We start from the raw sequence: 18,057 nt of genomic DNA on the forward strand, positions 1-18,057 counted from the left end.
CGGACAGCATCACAGATCCGCGATGCGAGCAGTTGCACCAGATTCTCGAGCATGCCCCACAGGCCGCTACCAGCCACTTTCGATACACGCCCTAGCCGCAGGTCCGGTAGTTGTAGCCTGCGATGCGCCCGCTGCCGTCGCCGTCGGTGAAGTGGTAGTAGCCGTCGCTGTCGCGCGAGAGACTGATGGTATGGCTGGTGCCGATGTAGAGGGCCACGGTATTGCCGCTCGGCAGGTAGTCGGAGTTGCGCAGCCAATTGCCGGCCGCGGTCCACGTCTTCTCTCCGGCCGAGCCGTCGCTGGGTACTTGGAACTTGGTCTGCCACCGCGCTGTCGCGGAGGCCGTGGTGCTCCCGAAGTCGCCGTCGATACCGGAAGCGGCGAGTTCGCCGTCGGCCCAGAGGATCTTCTGCCACAGGCAGGTCGCGTTGGACTGCTTGTTGTGGGTGGTGTCCACGATGCCTTCGTTGTCCCAGTCGTCGGCGAAGACTCCCCCGCCGTAGACATAGGCCAGGCCGCTGTAGCTACCGCTCGCGGACGCCGGGGTGGCACTCACCGCGAGGACGGTGGCGGTCAGGGCACCGATCGTGCAGGCGGCAAGCCTGGATGTCTTCGAGGTCACGGGAGTTCCTCCTGGTTCGGGTGACGGTGGACCGTCGGATTCGGGCCACTGGGGCCACTTGGCCTTGCGGAACCTTGGCATGCGCGCGTCGGCGGGGACACACTCTTGCGGCTGAGTGCAAACAAGGAGGCCCCCGAGGGGAATCGCGTGCTCCGTATTCACTTCACCGAGGTCGATCTCGCTCGCGTCCGTGTCGCCGCGCAGCCTGACCCGATGTGGGAAGTGCTCGCGACACTTCACCGTCTTCAGTCGCGCACCGGCCGCAGTCAGTTCGCCGCCTGGCGCCGGACGGTCCGTGTCGACCTGGGCGCTGCCGGACTGGCCCGGCCCGTACGGGAGGTGCTGCTCTCCCTGTATCCGCTCGGGCCGTACCTGCCCGACTTCCTGACGCCCCCGGAGTCCGAGGGTGGTCTTGAGCCGGGCCTTGACGGCATCCTTCGTCTGCCCCGGCAGGACGTGCTCCATGAGATAGCTCTCCTCGACCGCGTGCGCGGCGTGCCGTCCTGGGCTCTGCGGCTGGGCCGGCCGGTCGAGCGGCGGGAGCTCACCGACCTGATCCGTCGCTACCACGCGGTCGCGGTCGCGCCCTTCACGGAGTGCATGGACAGTGGGGTCATCGCGCACCGGAGCCTTCTCGCACGCGCGCTGCTGACCGGCGGGATCGAGGGGGTGTTGTCGAGCCTGGGGCCGCGCATGCGCTGGCGCGAACCGGTCCTCGAAGTGGACTACAGAACGGATCGCGACCTCCACCTGCGGGGACGAGGGCTCCGGATCGTTCCGACGTACTTCCTGTGGGGCACCCCGGTCGCACTGGCGAACGCCGAGCTGCCGCCCGTTCTCTCGTATCCGCTGAACCACGCGCCGGTGCCGCAGGACCCCCGCCACGATGAGGGAGCGCCCCTCGGGGCACTCCTCGGAGTCACACGAGCGCGTGTCCTCAGGTGTGTCGCGGACGGCCTGACCACCGGAGAGCTCGCCCACGCCGTGGGGGTCTCGCCTTCCACCGCGAGCCGGCACGCCTCCGTACTCCAGGAGGCTGGACTGACAACCAGCCGACAGATCGGCCAGGCAGTCCTCCACACCCTCACCCCGCTCGGCACCGCCCTGCTGCGCCGGGACCGCGACGGCGCGAAGGCCACACGTCCGAGCTCCCCTTGATCAGCCAGACGGATGACGGGGACCAGGCTCCCCGGCGGTGTCAGGTCCCGTACCCGAGTGACGCGCCGGTACAGCGACGGTCGTCGGGCGCGGCCGTGGTGGTACGCGGTCCGGCGTCGACTCCGCCCCTCGACACACCCGGGCCGACCGAGGACGCGATCGTCCGGTCCGTCCGGTCGGCGGATCCCCTTTTTCGCCCGGTGGCGGCGTGCTGGTGGGCACGGACGAGCGTCCGCGCCGGCCTGGATCTGCTGGAGTGCCCGGGTGGACACGTCGTCCAACGCGTAGCGGCGGAAGCGGGTGCGGACCGTCATCCACGACCCGTGGCGTTCCGGCAGATCACCCCAGGAGACGCCGGTTCGGATCTTGTGGACCATCCCGTTTCCGCAGTGGCCGGTACTCGGCAACGCCGGGCGCGGCCCGTGCCGCCGATGTCACCCTGGCGACTCTCTTCGAGCACGGGTACTTCCAGGGCGCGAACGCCTGCTGCACCGGCAACCAGAGCTCGCTCGACGCCCTGAATGACGCGACCAGCTCCGTCAAGTTCCACTGACCCACGCGTATTGTCCGTCTCTGTCCCGGGACACCGGGCCCCGCCGATCGGGCCGGGTCCGGTGTCCCGGTCGTTTCGACCCGCCTCGCGCCGCGTCCGCCGGTGGTGCGGCGCCTGGGCGGTGTCATGCGCCCACCTCCTGGCCCTCGTCGTCGCTGTGGTGGTGGTCGGGACGTTCGGCTGGGACGGGGCGTGGCGGTCACTGGGCAACCTCTCGCGTACTTGGCGCGGCCGGCGGCTTGGAGGGCCAGGACGGTCGTCTTCGGCCGCCGGAGTGGTCACGGCCCCTCGGGCGACCTTCGAGGAGGTGGTCACCGGGCTGGTCGTGGTAGAGCCAGGTGGCGGGGCGGTGGTGATGCGGGGTACTGGGGCGAAACGCCTCCATCGACGACGGCATCCCCCGCCTGTTCCCGCTCAATACCCGCACCCCTCACGACGGGCCCGGCTCCGGCGACGGCGGAAGTCGGCACGACCAGCCGCATCCCGGGAGGAAGCTCACGGAAACCCGTACGGGGTAAGGGAGTTGTTGTCGGCCCAAGGTCCGGGCGAAGACGCGGAATCGTCTGGCGAGTGCCCGTCACCGGCCCCGGCCTGTCCCGTGCGGTCCATTCCGGTGCGGGCCGGCGGGTTGCTCCGGAGACCTCGCTCCGGCGGTCGTGATCTGTTCGAGTACCTCTGTGTAGAGGGACCGCTTGTCGGGACGGGCATGGGCGGCGGCATGCCTGAGAGCGGGGATCGCCGGCGTGCCCATCGCTGTCAGCCCCTCGGCCGCAGCCTTGCGGACGACGGGATGGGAGTGCTCCAGCATTCCCGTCACGGCGGGGATCGCGGGTGTCCACATCGCGTGGCAGAGGGTCCGGATCGCCGTGCGCACCAGGTCCGGTTGGGGGTCGTCCAGCAGGATCGATGTGTGGTGCAGGTAGATCTCCCGGTCCAGCATCGCCCGCGAAGTCCGGTGGGCGTGCAGGCGGACCTTGGACCTGGGATGCTGCAGCAGCTCGCCGATCAGGTCCCGCAGGCCGGGGTCCCGGTCCGCGTCCGGGCCGCCGTGTCTTTCGACCAGTCGCGTGAGTGCCTGGCGTATCCGGACCGGGTCACCGGTATGGGCCAGGTTCAACAGCTCTTGCCGGGACAGCTCTTGTGCAGCTCTTGTCGACGCGGCCGGGGCACGGTCACGGAGCGCCGCCAGCGCGGCGGCGTCCTGCCGTGCCGAGTCCGGGCGGCGCAGCGGGCCCTCGACGAGGCACAGCCGGTCCGCGAGGTCGTCGAGTCCTTCGGCTCGCAGTCGTCGGCAGGTCCGCGTCAGCGCGGGGGTACGCAACAGGGAGCGCTCGTGGAGCAGGTCGAGGAATCCCCAGGCGCCGGTGTCGAGGCGGTCGGCGAGGTGCTCCGCCAGCACGTCGGCGGGAACCCGGCGCAGCGCGTGCCCGGCCGCCGAGCTGCCGGACGGCGGGTCGTGCTCCCACCATTCGAGCAGCAGTGGGACCAGCGGTTCCAGTTCCCACGGGTCGAGTCGGCTTGCCGTGAGGGCCACTCTGTCGTGCAGGACGTCGTCGGCGCGGAGTTCCGTCTCGTCGACGGCGCTCAGTGTGCGGGCCAGGTCGGCATCGACGGGTATGTCGATGCGGCCTCGCAGGAAGGCTCGGAGCACGAGGAGCCGGGTCTCGGGCTCGGGCCAGGTCGAGAGCGCCAGGGCGGCAGCATGCCGGCGGTCCGGGGCGGATGCCTGCAGCATGGCCAGCAGGCGTTTTCGCAGTGCGGCCGAACGGGGCTGGTCGAGGTCGTCGATGTGCACGGTCCGCGGTCGTGGCGCCGGTGCGTGGGTGGTCTCGGCGATGGTCCAGGGTGGTGCGTCGAGGGGTTGGACGGCCGCCATCCAGTCGACGAGGGCGGCGCGGATCTCGGGGCCGGCGGCGGCGTAGGCGTCGATCAGCACGGTCAGGCGGTCCCGGGAGCCTGGAAGACCGTCGTGCTGCCCACGGAATCGACGGAGTTCCTCCAGGGCACTCGGCGCGCGCACCGCGGCTTCCAGCGAGGTTCTCCATGCCTGGGTCTCGGCCCTGGTCGGCGCGGTGGCGGCCGCAGCGGGCTGCGGGACGCCGAACGCGTCCCGCAGCACAGCGGTTTCGGCCTGCCAGGGGTCGGCGCCCAGCCGGGCCGAAGCGAGTGCCCGCTCGAGGTCGGCGCGGACCAGCACCGCGCCGAGACTGCGGAGCAGTGCCAGCACGGACCGGCCTCCTGCGGGTGCGGGTGGCAGCGCGCGTACCGCGTCGGCGACAGCCTGCTTCCGGACGGCCGACAGAGTCGGCGCGACCGCTTCGAGTACCGCGAGGATGTCGTGCCGGTCTTCGGTCGGAGCCTCGGCGAGCCCGTCGAGCAGGACCCTGGTGGACCGGGCGAAGGCCGTCAGTTCCCCGGTCGTCCACGGTGCAGGGCAGAGCCGTAGCGTCAGGCGCAGCACGCGGCCCCGGACGACGGGTTCGGAGCCGGCCAGGCGAAGCCAGTCCGGCAGCATGGGCCGCAGTGCTCGCAGCCGGGTGGGATGCGGCGGCTCGTGCCTTTCGGCGATGCGCAGCGCGACCGACGAATTCCATCCCGTCGCGGTCAGTGACCTGACGTCGAGGTCTGCGTCTGTTGCGGCGTCCGCCGCCGGCCGCGGCGAGGCGGGCGTGGTGATCCGGTGCTTGGCCATGGCCGCCGACAGTTCCTCGATCGTCCCGGAGGCGAGGCCCACCCGGCCGGTCGCCACCAGGGTGAGCAGGGCCGGTGCGACCCGTGCCGCCTGGTCGTCCAGCGCGAGGAGCGAGCACGTCGGCAGTGTGCGGTCGAGACCTTCCAGGAGCAGTCCGCGGGCGCGGCCGTCTTCGCTGCGTTCGGCGGCGGCGAGGAGGGTCGCCGGGTAGGCGTCGCCGAGAATGGCGCGCAGCGCTTCGACGAGCGTGCCGCGCAGGCCCGGATTGTCGTGGCGCCCGAGCAGCGAGAGCAGTGCCGGTACCGTCGCGGGCGTGCCCACGCGGACCAGGACCTCGGCTGCGGTTTTTTTGATGTTCATGTTCGGATGGCCGAGACATGCGGCGATCGCGGGGGAGGCCCAGCGGGCCCGCGCGTGGCCGAGGGCGAGCAGCGCCTGACGGATGGTCTGGATGTCCTGGGCGGCGGTGAGTGCGATCAAGGTCGCCGACAATGCCTGCGCGTCGTCCCCCGTGGCGTCGCGGGCGAGCAGCGCGATCACGTGCTTGCGCACGTGCCGGTCGTGGTGCCGCAGCAGGCGGTGCGTTCGCGCGCGGGCGCGCGCGTAGGGGGCACGGAGCAGGAGTTCGAGCAGGATCGCCTGCTCGCCGTCGGACAGTCCGGGCCGGTCCAGCAGATCCAGCGTGAGGGTCGCGACGAGCGCGTTTCCGGCTTCGGGGGCGGTCGCCGCGTCGAGCAGGCAGGACGGCCTGATACGCCGCCGCTCGTGGAGGCGACGACCCAGGCCGCGTATGGAGTCCAGGATCTCCTGGGGTACCACGGGCTCCCCGGCCGGTTCTCCGTTCTCGAGTCGCGGGGCGGCTCCGCCCGGCTCCCAGGACGCGGCCAGCTCGGACACGATGCGCAGGAGCAGGTCCGCGATGGCCGGCAGGGTACCGGCGCCGCCGTGGGCGGCGAGTCTGCACAGTGCCGCCACCGGCTTGTCCGGGTCCAGGTGGGAACTCAGGAGTGCCAGTTCCTGCTCGTCCGGGCCGCCGAGATCCGCCGCGATGCGGGCCGGCAGATCGGCGGGATCGAGGTGGACGAGGAGGGCACGCCGCTGTGACGGATCGTGGGTCAGATGCCACAGCACCTCGAGGGCGCGGCTGCGCACGGCGCGCAGGTGGGGGGCGATCACACTCGTGTTCTCGTCCGTGGCGAGAGCGAGTCCTTCCCGCAACGCTGTGATCGTCCGGTGTCCGCCGATGGCCTCCAGAGCCTCCAGGGCCGCTGCGGGCGCCGATGGCAGGAGGGCGATCACGGCGTCTTCGGCATCGGCATGGCGCAGGGAACGGATCGCGTCGAGGAACGGCCCCGGCGCGGGAGCCGCGGGAAGGATCCGTGTGATCGTGTCCCCGATGGGAAGGTTGCCTGCTCCCTGCCCGGCCAGGGCCACCAGCAGGGCGAGGCGCCGCGGCCAGCCCGGATCGTCGGCGGGCGCATCCACCAGTACACGGAACATTGCCTGTCGGCAGGTGAAGAGGATCGTCGCGACCTCGTCGGGCGCGATCGAGTGATCGGCCAGTGCCAGGCCGATGACGGACGGGACGTGCGGACCGTCCGGGAAGTGTCCGCGCCGGTGGAGTCCGCGCAGGCAGGTCACCGCAGACCCGCCGAACAGCAAGGGGTCCCGTGCGGCGATGGCCGTCAATGCGCCGATGTCACCGCGGTCCGCCAGGTCACCGAGCAGTTCCATGCCGCGCCGGCGAAGACGCGGCGGCAGATCCGGATCGTCGATGACCTGCCGCAGCAGGTCACCGTGCCCGTGACGGGCCGCAGCCGTGAGTGCGGCATCGGCCACCTCGGGCCATGCGGCCACCGAACCGGCGGCGAGGAACGGCGACAGGCGTCCCTGCGGCAGGGGGTCCAACGCCGCCCACGGTTCGGTGAGTTCACCCAGCGCGGCGCCGACGACGGTCGCGCTGCCGGCACCGAGCAGGCTGATCGCGTGGCCGCGGACCAGCGCGGGAGCCAGCAGGCCGGCGTGCAGCCCCTGCCGGGCCAACCGCAGGGCCGCGGCCTGCAGTACCGGGTCACCGCTGTTCACCAACTCGTTCACGAGTTGCGCAGGCCGGTGCGCGCAGGTGACGGTCGTTTCCCGTACGGCCTGGTAGAGCGGTTCGCCCGCGGACTCCGTCCGGATCACCGCGGGCTCGTTGAGGAGTTCGGCGCGCAGCCAAGCGATCCGTACCCGTGCCGGCAGCTCGGCCGTACGCCACGACGGCCAGGGCCGCCCCCGGAGATACGGCCCCAGGTGTTCGTAGAGTCGCGCCAGGACGAGCATCGCTTCCGGCGGTCCCTCCGCCGACACCGGCAGCAGCTCCGCGAGTTCGGCCGTCTCGGACTCGTCGCCCGTCCGGTCCGAGGTGACGCGCTCGGCCAGCAGGGTCAGCCCCAGGTACCGCAATCGGGGATCCTCGTGCCGGATGAGACGTCCGAAAACGGACGGCGTGCAGAGCTTCGCGTCAAGACGGTCGGACAACCAGTCGACGTCAGCCCGGCGTACCGCATCGTGAAAGGGCTTGTCTGTCGGCGTCATCATCGTCGGATGTTACTGACTCGGCTCCGTGACCGAGAAAGGGTTTCTGGCTCGACGTGAGCGGGTTCGGGAAGCGCTGGCGGCGCACGCTTTTGGCGTGGCGGCGGATGTGCCCCTGTGGACTTGGCCGGTTTCCGCCTGCGGAAGGCGATGTCGGTTTCCTGGGACCGTGGCCGTGGCGAGGCGGAGACGACGGCACGTTGGACATGCCAGGGGGAGAGCCGACCGTACTGGCGACCGCCGTGTTGAGAATACGGTCTGTGACCGCCGGTTGAGCCTGGTGGGTGAGTCTCGGAGACGGTCAAGGGCGGTGGGCGGGCGCCTGGGCGCAGGTGCTCGCGAGCGATGTGCGACGAGTGTTGAATAAGCGACACGTGTTGAATAGCTTGGGGGTATGAGGCACATCGAAGTGTGGGCGGACGTGGTCTGCGCCTGGGCGTACATCGGCAAGCGGCGGCTGGCGGCGGCGTTGGAGGAGTGGGAGGGGGAGCCCGTCGAGGTGGTGTGGCGGCCGTTCCGGATCGATCCGATGGCGCCCGCCCGGGCGGAGCCGCTGGAGGAGGTGCTGCGGGATCCGGTGGTGGACGCGGCGCTGCGGGGCTGTGCGCCGGGGATGTCCGTGGCCGACAACCGGGTCAGGGTCTCGGAGATCGCCGCCGCCGAGGGGATCGGGCCGCGCTGGGGTGCGGCGTGGCGGGTGTCGAGTCATGACGCGCACCGGCTGATCGCCCTGGCGTACGAACGGGGCGGAGCCGTCCTCCAGGACGCCGTGGTGGAGGGGGTGCTGCGGGCCCACTTCGTGGAGCGGAGGGACATCGGCCGGGCGCAGACGCTTCAGGAGATCGCCTCGGCGGCCGGGTTCGCCGAGGGGGGCCGGCTGCTGGGCGGGGGCGGGGCCGAGGGGTACGTGCGGGAGAACCTGCTGCGGGGCAGGGCGATCGGTGTGGCGACCTCGCCGACCCTGGTGATCGGCGGGGAGGCGCTGGCCGGGGCGCACGCTCCCGGTGTGATCGCGCGGTTCGTGGCGCGGGCCGTGGCCGAACCGCAGCGTGCGTTGCCGGCCGAGGTCGAGCGGCTGAGGCTGGCCGAGGCGCTGCTCGACAAGGGCGATCCGCTGGGTTGCCTGACGCTGCTGGACCCGCTGATGGCGGAGCACCCGAAGGAGCGGAGCGTACGGATGCTCGCCGCGCGCGCCCACTTCCACTCGGCGCAGCTGTCGCGGGCGCGCGGCGGGCTGGAGGCGCTGGTGGCGGAGAGTCCCGACGACCCGTACGTCCGGCTGCTGCTGGGCCGGACCCTGGAGCGCCAGGGGGCCGGGGAGGAGGCCGCGCCGCACCTGCGGATCGCCGCCGCGATGAATCCCGAGTACGGCAAGGCCCACTGACCTCCACCGACGCCGCACCCGGTGCCGTCCTCGGTGAGGCCCGCGTCCGCGAACGCCTTGGTGATCCGTCCCGTGGGGGTCCGGTGTCTTCGGCCGCGGCATCGACTCGAGGTCGGTGTCTCGGCGGGGTCCTGGCCGACAGCCAGGGCGTGCTCGTCTTCGTCGCAGGGTTCGACCGTGCGACATGTGTCGCATAACAAACGGGTGTTGTATTTGCGTCACGCGGTGTGGAACCGTGGTCCCATGTCGAACAAGCCGAGCACCCGAGGCACCTCGCTCGACCCTCGCGCCCGGCGGACCAGGGCACTGCTGCGTACCGCCGTCCTGGACCTCTCGATGGAGAAGGACCTGGACAGCATCACCATGGGCGACATCGCCCAGCGCGCGGAGGTGAACCGGGCCACGGTCTACCTGCACTACAAGGATCGTGAGGACCTGCTGCTCGACGCCACCGAGTCGACGATGGAGGGGGTGGTCGAGGCGGCCCGGGCCTGTCGGTTGACCGCGGACGCGCACGCCCTGTCCGACACCGCTCCGGCGCATCTGATCAGCCTGTTCGCCCAGGTCGACCATCATCGCGCCGTCTACCGCAGGATGCTCGGCGAGGACGGCAGTCCACGCTTCGCCGCCCGCCTCGAACACCTGCTGGCACAGGCGTGGTTCGAGCAACTGCTGACCGAGACCCCGGCGGGCGCGTCCGACGAGACGGCGCTGCTGGTGCGCGCGCACTTCCTCGGCGGGGCCATGCTGGCGGTCATCGGCCGCTGGACCCGCGGCGAGTTCGACGGTGAAGACGGGCGCGGCATGAGCGTGGCCGCGGCCGCCGACCTGACCTGGGCGCTGATCCGGAGCCGGCTGTGACCACGGCGCACGCGCGGGCAGTGGCGCCCGGACCGGTCCGGCCCGCGAACTGCTCGCAGGGCACCGGCCCGGGTGCCGCATTCGACGTGTGAGTTTTCCGTGAAGGCCGCGCCGGGGCGAGCCGTCGTCTCCGGTCCCGTGGTGACGGGCGGCCCGAGAACCGGCATTCCTCAGCAGGTAGGAAAATCACCCGGTGGATCGTCCGGCGGGTGCGTGTACGGCAATCCTTGTTGCCCGGGAAGGTCAATAGCACTCACATGAGTGAAACCGGACCAGGTGGTTTGGCCTCGATGGATGTGGCTCCGCTACGGTGACGGAAGAACAGGTACTGGACCCCATCGACGAGGAATGCGGACCGGCAGGACAATCGTAAATCCTCGAAAATGGGTGCTGCCGTCTTCCTGGTCGTGTGCTGCCCTGGAGTTCGAAATTTCCGGAGCGCCTGTCATATATATGCGCGTGGAAAGGATGGAGCATCATGCCCCCCGTAGTACCGCCCTTCCTGGTCGGCCTCGTCGCCGCGTCACTGGCCAAGCGTCTCTTCAAGCCGCTGATGCGCGGTGTCGTCAAGACGTCCGTGGGCATCGCCCTCGAGGTGAAGAAGGCCACCCATGAGGCCGGGGAGAACATCCACGACCTCGCGGCCGAGGTGGCTGCCGAGATGGTGGCGGCGCAGGTCGCCGCCAGTGACGCTCAGGGGACTGCCGTGAGCAGGGGGCCGGGCGGCGAGAAGGGCGAGACCGCCGCCCGGCCCGAGGGCGAGGCGAGGACCCCGAAGATCCGTGCGAACGCCGGCGTCGGCAAGACGTCCTGACGGTCCGGTCGGTATTTCGGGCTCCTCGCCCGGGCGGGCGTGCATTCCGGCCGGGTTCGAAGGAGCGCGCCCGGGGTGCAGCCGGCCACAGCCCCACCTATTTCAGCGCTCTCTTTGAAATTTCCGCTCCGTCGCATTGACCCGTCGTGCTCGTGACGGCATTTGCGACCTCCTTAACGGGTGATCGTAAACATGCCATCTCTGCTGGATTCCGCAGTCGGGTATCGTTCCATGGATGTGGGAATTCGCCCGCGCTCGGTTGTCCCGGGCCGCCAGCGCTGGGACGTCGAGCCGGTTCTCGGACGGCCGCAGGCGGCCGAAATCCTCGCCGTGCTCCTGCGGCGAATTCCCGGGATCACCGAGGCGCAGGCCAGTTCGGTCACCGGCCGGCTCCTCGTCCGGCACGACGCGCGGGTGAAGGCGGCGGACATCGGCAGGCTCGTCGGCAGGGCCGTCGCCCTGGTCATGGAGGGCTCGGCCGGAGCGGGGCGTCCGGCCCCGGCACGGCCCGCCACCGAGCCGGTCCCGCGCGCCGCGGACCGCAGCGTCGTACGTCCCGCGCTCGCCGTCGGGAGCGGGGTGGCGGCCGGACTCGCCCTGATCCGCGGGACATCGCTGAGCAAGCAGATGGTGGCGCTGGGCGGGGTGGCGGTGGCGACCGGGGTCGTCGTCCGAAAGGCATGGCGCAGAACGGTCGACGCGACCCGGAGCCTGCCCGGAACCGGAGCCGAACGACATCCCCTGCTGGAGATCGTCGGACCGCACCGGCGGCGTCTCTGCCGGGCCTCCGTCCTGTCGGTCGCCTGCCAGGTCTCGGAGATGGCGCTCGGTACCTTCCTCGGCTGGACGGCGCTGGTCCTCATCAAGGGCAGGGCCGCGCCGCTCGTCCGCTTCGGCCTGACGACCGCGTCCGCCCAACTATGGGGCCTGGCAGGGCTGGTGACCCTCGCCTGCGCCGCCGTGGCCGGTCTCTCCTACTCCTCGAACCTCCAGTGGCGCCGGCTCGGCCAGGACATCGAGCACGACTGGCGCAACCGGACGTACGCCCACGTGCAGCACCTCGAACTGCGGCACCTGGAAGGCGAACGGACCACCCGGATCGCCGGCGCGCTCACCGACGACGTCCGTCAACTGGGCGCCTACTTCGCCACCTCGGCCAACGACCTGCTGCAACTGGGCACCAGCGTGGTCTTCCTGGTGCCGCTGTTCCTGCTGCTGGCACCGCAGATCGCCTGGATCGCGTTCCTGCCCATCCCGGTCATCGCCTGGCTGTCGTTCCACTACCAGGACAAGGTCGCGGCCGACTACGCCGTCTCCGGGGAGCACCGGGCCAGGCTGCACAGCCAGTTGGTGAACACGCTGGAGGCCGGCGCCACCGTCAAGAGCTTCTGCACCGAGGAGTACGAGTCCGAGCGCATCGACCGGCTGAGCGGGGAAGCCCAGGAAAGCAACCGGCAGACCGACCGGAGCACGATCCGTCACGCCGAGATCGTCCGGGTCTGCACGACCGGTTCGATGGCGGGAACCCTGCTGATCGGCGGCCGGTCGGTGCTCAACGGCAGTCTGCCGTTCGAGGTGTTCAGCCCGCTGATCGGACTGCCCCAGATGGTGATGCTGCGGATGAACCGGCTCGGCGGCATCGTCGACCAGTACCAGCGCACGATCGCCGCCTATGACCGGGTCCGGTGGCTGCGTGCCCTGCCCGTCGAGACGGACGGGACCGGCGGACCGCTCGACGTAGAGAAGGTGCGCGGGGAGATCGTCCTCGACGACGTGACCTTCGCCTACCCCGGTCGGCAGCCGACGCTGGAGAACCTCTCGCTGACCATTCCCGCCGGGCAGGTCACCGCCCTCGTCGGCGCCACCGGCTCCGGAAAGACGACGATCGCCAAGCTGCTGATGCGGTTCCAGGACGCGGAGTTCGGCAGCGTGCTGCTCGACGGCCAGGACGTGCGCGACCTGCCGCGGCACGATCTGCGCCACGCGATCGGGTTCGTCGCCCAGGACCCCTTCCTCTTCGACGGCACCATCGCCGACAACATCCGCTACGGGAGCTTCGCCGCCTCGGACGAGGCCGTGGTCGAGGCGGCCGTGAAGGCCGAGGCGCACGCCTTCGTCGCGACCCTGCCGGACCGCTACGACACGGTGATCGGCGAACGCGGCGCCGCCCTCTCGGGCGGTCAGCGGCAGAGGATCGCACTGGCTCGCGCGATCCTCAAGGACGCGCCGGTCGTGATCCTCGACGAAGCCACCTCCGCAGTGGACAACGAGACCGAGGCCGCCATCCAGAGCACGCTCCGCGTCTTCTCGGAGGACCGGACGATGGTGATCATCGCCCATCGGCTCTCCACGGTCCGCCACGCCGACCGGATCTACGTCATGGACAAGGGCGGAGTCGTGGCCGAGCAGGGCACCCACGACGAACTCCTCGCCCGGCACGGGCTCTACGCGTCCCTCTGGCAGCTCCAGGCCGGTGAACTCGCCGCCTGAACGCGGCCGCCGTACCTCCCGAGAGTGTGACCCGTCCGCGATCCGACCCTCGGCCTCGCCCCGGCCGGTCTCTCGCCGGTGCGTCGCCTCCTGTACCCGTCCACCACCGCCTGGTGGTGGACGGGTACGGCCTTTCTCGTTCGGCGGTGGAGCATGCGGACGCGTACGACACCGACCGCCGGCGCGCACGACACCGACCGCCGGCGACTCGGCTCCGCTGCCGGTGTCGCGGCCGTCGGACGACCTGCTCCGCACGGAGGGAGCAGCCCGCGTTCCGCGTCAGATCCAGGGGGCCAGGGCGAGATCACCGCTGTTGGACCTGGCGAGCGACCGTCCGATGATCATGCGCTGGATCTGGTTCGTGCCTTCGAAGATCTGAGTCACCTTGGCCTCACGCATGTACCGCTCGACCGGGAACTCCCGCGTGTAGCCGACCCCGCCGAGCACCTGCACCGCGTCGGTGGTGACCCGCATCGCGTTGTCGGTCGCGACGAGCTTCGCGACCGACGCCTCACGGCTGAACGGCAGTCCCGCGTCCTTCAACCGGGCGGCGTGGAGGGTCGCGGTACGCGCCGAAACGACCGCGGCCTCCATGTCGGCCAGCAGGAACGCGACTCCCTGGTGGTCGATGATGCGCGATCCGAACGTCTCCCGGTCGCGTGCGTAGGCGATCGCGTGGTCGAGAGCGCCCTGGGCGAGGCCGACCGCGACGGCCGCGATACCGAGACGGCCGGAATCCAGGCTCGCGAGAGCGATACGCAGGCCGCCGCCCTCGGCACCGATGCGCCGTTCGACGGGGACACGGACGTCCCGGAGCACCATGGTCGCCGTCGTCGACCCGGTCAGGCCCATCTTCCGTTCGTGCGCGTCAAAGGTGATGCCCTCGGTGCCGGCCGGGATCATGAAGCACGAGATGCCCGTGCGGTCCTCCGAGGTACGGGCCATGACCTTGTAGTAGTCCGCGTGGCCGCCATGGGTCGTCCAGGCCTTCGCGCCGTTCAGGACGTAGTGATCGCCGTCCGGACGGGCCCGGGTCCGCATCGCGGCCGGGTCCGAGCCCGCGTGCGGTTCCGAGAGGCAGTAGGCGCCCAGCAGTTCGCCACCGAGCATCGCGGGCAGCCACTCCCGCTTCTGCTCCTCGGTACCCGCCGTCGCCAGACCGAAGCACGACAGCACGTGCACGGAGACACCCACACCGACCGAAGCCCACACGGACGCGATCTCTTCCACGACCTGCAGGTACACCTCGTAGGACAGGCCGCCGCCACCGTACGCCTCGGAGTACGGCAGACCGAGCAGGCCGACCCGTCCGAGAAGCCTGAAGACGTCACGCGGGAACGCCTCGTTCGCCTCGTCGGCATCCACCCGCGACGCGAGCTCGTCGGACGCAAGCTTCCGGACCAGCCTGATGAGGTCGAGGGACTCCTCGTTCGGCAGCAGACGACGCGCGCTCATGGCACCTTCCCGTTGTCGGGGCGAAATGTCGTTCGGAGACGTCTGCGCGCCGAGGCACCGCAAGGGGGTGCCCTTCGCGGGCAGACATCGAAACGTTTGGGGCGGGGGAGTCGGTTTCCTGCCGGCCGGGAGCCTCCGAAGGCGGCCGGTGGCGGCCCTGGAACGGGGTCTGCGCTTTCAGCGCAAGGCTGGTGACCTCACATGCCGGTCAGCCGCCTACTGCTGCTCGGTACTCCAGCAGCACTTTGGCTTTTCCCTGTCCATGGGGTGGTTCAGGTGAGTCTAGTGGGCTGGTGGACGGCCTGTGTTCTCTTACCCGGGCCACCCCTCGATCGAGTGCAGTCGCCGTCGGCAGTGACAGTGGCCGGTGGTGCTTGATCGTCAAGGCCGTAAACGATCACACCGACGTCGTTCGGGTGGTTCTGCACGTCGAGCGTGGCTCGGGGCGCCGCCGCGACCGCCCGGCCGCGCCGGGCGACGGGGGGGCTCGGACCACCGCTCCGCCTCGTGCGAGGTCCTGAGGCGTTCGGGGGTGAGCCGGGCCCTGGAGGTCCGGGCGGCGGACAGGCCGTGCGGGGGTGCGCGGCAGGTGCGGGAGCAGTCCCCGGAAGTGCATGAAGTGCGGCTGGGAGGGAGTCCAGGTCAGGCGTCACAGCCGGCCTCTGGACTCCCTCGCTTCGTCTCGTGCGGGCCGGCAAGCCCTCGGCATCATCCATCCAGTCGGACCGGGAGTTCATACGTGAGGCCTCAGACCACCGACATGCGCCAGAGCGCCGAACAGCGCTGGACGGCCGGCCACGGCAGAACCGGCCACCGTGCCCCGACCGCGTCGGCCGCCATGTACGCAGCATCCACCGCCTCTCTCCCCGACCGGCACGACCACCCCGCCCTGCGCGCCGCGCTCGCCGCCGCCGTCGAGGACACCGTCGTCTACGACCTGGACGGCATCGGCCGCCAGTACGCCGCCCTGTGCGCCGAACTGCCCGGAGTCGCCGTCCGGTTCGCGATGAAGGCATGTCCGGTGGACGAGGTGCTCGGCCACCTCGCCCGGCTCGGCTCCGGCTTCGACGCGGCGAGCCCGCAGGAGATCGCCCAGGCGCTGCGCACCGGGGTCGCCCCTGGGCTGATCCACTACGGCAACACCGTCAAGTCCGACCGCAACATCGCCGAGGCCCACCGGCTGGGCGTGCGTGACTTCGCCACCGACTGCCTGGAGGACGTCGCCGCGATCGCCGAACACGCCCCCGGTTCCCGGGTCTTCTGCCGGATCGCGACCACCGGCGAGGGCGCGCCGTGGGGTCTCGGCCGCAAGTTCGGCTGCTCGCCCGAGGACGCCCTGCGGGTGCTCGGCGCCGCCCGCACCGCCGGGCTGGTGCCCTCAGGACTGTCCGTGCACGTCGGCTCGCAGCAGATGACCGCCGAGGCCTGGGCCGCGGCGATCGACTCGCTGGCCGCCGTCCTGGAGGCGCTCGACCGGCGCGGCATCACCCCGGACCGGATCGACCTCGGTGGCGGACTGCCCGCCCTCGGCGTCCTCGACCGGCGCGGCCGGCCGCTGGAACCACCGCTGGACAAGATGTTCGTGGTGATCCGCGAGGGCATGGAACGGCTGCGCGCCGTCAGCGCCGCCTCACGGTTCTCCAGGCCCCAGCAGTGGTAGGCCTCGGCGAAGCGGGAGGGGACCAGCCGCAGGTAGGAGGCGACGCCGGGCGCACCGAGGGCGAGCAGGGCGGGCAGCTCGGCCAGTACGCCCGCGAGGAACTGCTCGGCCCCGGGGTGCAGCCCGTGGCGGCCAGGGCCGCCGCGCCCGAGGTTCTGGTCCTGCCGCCAGAGGCCGAGGTGCAGATGGCCGTCGTTGCCGATCGAGCCCTCGGTGAAGACGGGTGCGTACGAGACCCGCAGGCCGTGCCGGGCGGAGACGGTACGGACGGTGTGGCGCACCAGCATCGTGGTGCCGGACGCCTCGACCGGACCCTCGGCGGCGACCGAGACCTCGAACTGCCCGGCGGCGTACTCGGGGTGGAGCTGGAGCACGGTCAGCCCCTGAGCGGTGAGGGCGCGCAGCACGTCCCGCACGTAGTCGGAGTGCTCGACGAAGCGGGTCATCCCGAACGCGGGACCGACCGTCATGGGGTCCCGGCGGCGTCGGCCGCCACCCACTCGACCTCGATCCCGGCTCGCACCGAGAGCCCGCGCCGTTCGACGGCCTCGGTGACCCGGCGGGCCAAGCCCCGCTGGCGGCCGGGGTGCGGGGTGCCGTCCTGGGTGTAGCGGTCGGCCGGGGCCCAGGCCCGGCCGGGCCTGGGCGGCGAGCGTTGTCGACCCAGCCGAACACCACCCCGTCGATTCCGTCGGCGGCGAGCTGGGAGTTCACCCGTCCGTGAAGGCGGTCACCGGTAATAGGTAAATTGGAAAAGCAATTCGCTCGGCGGGTGTTCCCGCCGAAAATACGTAACGGCCTGGAACGCGGATAGCACTCGCACGAGTGAAACCCTCCGATGCGGTTTGGCCTGGATGGGCATGACTGGACTACGGTGATCGAGGAGCGGACGGCGTACCTCATGGACGAGGAATTCGATCCGGCGGAGAGGCCGGCACGGTGATCGAGGATTCCGGAAACGGGTGCTTCCGCCTTTCCTGCTGTGCGTACTCCGGGGTTCGCAGTGCCCTGGGTCTCCTGTCATACGTCTGCGTAGAGAGGTTCGGAGCACCATGCGCCCGTCGTTCCGCCGTTCCTGTCCGAAGAGCCGCGCGACCGTCGGTGCCGGGAGGGTGCGGTGACGCCCTGACCGGCGACTCGGCCCGCTGTCCGGGCGCGTCTTCCGGGTCGGCCTCGGAAGGCGATTCCTGGCGGTGGTCGGCCGTGGGCCTTTCGGTCGTGTCTCCGTCCTCTTCTGGAATTTCCACTCCGTCGCGGTAATCCGTCGTGTGCCGAATTCCGTCGCGCCCGTCGGTGGAGCATCCGCGACCTTCGTAAAACCCATGACTTTCGCAAAACCCGTGACTTTTGCAAAACAGGTGATCATACACATGTTATCGCTACTGGGTGCCGCGGTCGGATTCCGTTCCGTGGAATTGGATGCGAGTCCACGCTCGGTCACCCCGGGCCGTCGGTTCCGGGATGTCGACCCGGTGCCCGGCAGCGTGCTGCTCGGTGAACGCGGCACCCCCCTCTGCGGCGGCCGACGGCAGCGGATCGCGCCGGCGCGCGCGGTCATCGAGAACACGCCGGTCGCGATCCCCGATGAAGACGGAAAGGACGCGCCTGTCGTTGCCCTCGGCGAGGCCACCTCCGCCGTGGCCGACGAGACCGGGGCCGCCGTCCGGCGCACCCACGACGAACTCCTCGCCCGGTACGGACTCCCCACGTCCCTCCGGCGGCTCCGGACCGGCGGACCCGCCGCCTGACCGCAGCTGCCGCACCCCCTCCCGACCGCCGACCGTGCGACAC

9 protein-coding genes and 3 pseudogenes are annotated in these 18,057 nt (G+C 70.9%); 7 read left to right on the top strand and 5 right to left on the bottom strand.

The genetic code is table 11. The features are described from left to right. Positions 1-91: 91 nt before the first annotated feature. Positions 92-622 (bottom strand): peptidoglycan-binding protein, encoded by a 531-nt coding sequence (locus tag ACFW6B_RS10980; protein ID WP_386594350.1) that lies wholly within the window; start codon positions 620-622, stop codon positions 92-94. A 147-nt stretch (positions 623-769) separates the two neighbouring features. Between ACFW6B_RS10980 and ACFW6B_RS10985 the strand changes: the two genes are divergently transcribed. Then, the gene (locus ACFW6B_RS10985) at positions 770-1,780 is read left to right on the top strand and encodes an ArsR/SmtB family transcription factor (RefSeq protein ID WP_386594352.1); all 1,011 of its coding nucleotides are present in this window, start codon (positions 770-772) and stop codon (positions 1,778-1,780) included. A 272-nt stretch (positions 1,781-2,052) separates the two neighbouring features. Here the strand turns inward: ACFW6B_RS10985 and ACFW6B_RS10990 are convergent. Together ACFW6B_RS10990 and ACFW6B_RS10995 are read right to left on the bottom strand one after the other, a co-directional pair. Further along, positions 2,053-2,187: pseudogene (locus tag ACFW6B_RS10990) on the bottom strand (transposase); the annotation flags it as partial. Between the two features lie 723 nt (positions 2,188-2,910). Beyond that, on the bottom strand, positions 2,911-7,470 hold the full coding sequence (locus tag ACFW6B_RS10995) for a HEAT repeat domain-containing protein (RefSeq protein WP_386594354.1): 4,560 nt from the start codon (positions 7,468-7,470) through the stop codon (positions 2,911-2,913). 526 nt (positions 7,471-7,996) lie between these two features. Between ACFW6B_RS10995 and ACFW6B_RS11000 the strand changes: the two genes are divergently transcribed. From ACFW6B_RS11000 to ACFW6B_RS11015, 4 genes are all read left to right on the top strand, one after another. After that, a complete protein-coding gene (locus tag ACFW6B_RS11000) occupies positions 7,997-8,986 on the top strand; it encodes a DsbA family protein (RefSeq protein WP_386594357.1) in 990 nt (329 codons plus the stop codon). A 243-nt stretch (positions 8,987-9,229) separates the two neighbouring features. Beyond that, positions 9,230-9,847, top strand: coding sequence for a TetR/AcrR family transcriptional regulator (locus ACFW6B_RS11005; protein WP_386594359.1), 618 nt, complete (start codon positions 9,230-9,232; stop codon positions 9,845-9,847). A gap of 478 nt (positions 9,848-10,325) precedes the next feature. Beyond that, positions 10,326-10,661, top strand: a complete 336-nt coding sequence (locus ACFW6B_RS11010; RefSeq protein ID WP_386594362.1) for a DUF5132 domain-containing protein — start codon at positions 10,326-10,328, stop codon at positions 10,659-10,661. Positions 10,662-10,892: 231 nt separating this feature from the next. Next, positions 10,893-13,151 (top strand): ATP-binding cassette domain-containing protein, encoded by a 2,259-nt coding sequence (locus ACFW6B_RS11015; protein WP_386594365.1) that lies wholly within the window; start codon positions 10,893-10,895, stop codon positions 13,149-13,151. A gap of 279 nt (positions 13,152-13,430) precedes the next feature. Here ACFW6B_RS11015 and ACFW6B_RS11020 read toward each other — a convergent pair whose 3' ends face one another. Then, on the bottom strand, positions 13,431-14,606 hold the full coding sequence (locus tag ACFW6B_RS11020) for an acyl-CoA dehydrogenase family protein (protein ID WP_386594366.1): 1,176 nt from the start codon (positions 14,604-14,606) through the stop codon (positions 13,431-13,433). A gap of 838 nt (positions 14,607-15,444) precedes the next feature. Here ACFW6B_RS11020 and ACFW6B_RS11025 point away from each other — a divergent pair. Further along, positions 15,445-16,230 (top strand): annotated as a pseudogene (locus ACFW6B_RS11025) (type III PLP-dependent enzyme); the annotation flags it as partial. Positions 16,231-16,277: 47 nt separating this feature from the next. Here ACFW6B_RS11025 and ACFW6B_RS11030 read toward each other — a convergent pair. Next, positions 16,278-16,736, bottom strand: a pseudogene (locus ACFW6B_RS11030) (glutamine synthetase); the annotation flags it as partial. Between the two features lie 1,002 nt (positions 16,737-17,738). Here ACFW6B_RS11030 and ACFW6B_RS11035 point away from each other — a divergent pair. Next, positions 17,739-18,014 carry a hypothetical protein gene (locus ACFW6B_RS11035; RefSeq protein WP_386594368.1) on the top strand — a complete coding sequence of 92 codons (276 nt, stop codon included), beginning with the start codon at positions 17,739-17,741 and terminating at the stop codon, positions 18,012-18,014. The last annotated feature ends 43 nt before the right edge of the window (positions 18,015-18,057 follow it).

This window comes from Streptomyces sp. NPDC058751, assembly GCF_042746485.1.
Lineage (GTDB): Bacteria > Actinomycetota > Actinomycetes > Streptomycetales > Streptomycetaceae > Streptomyces.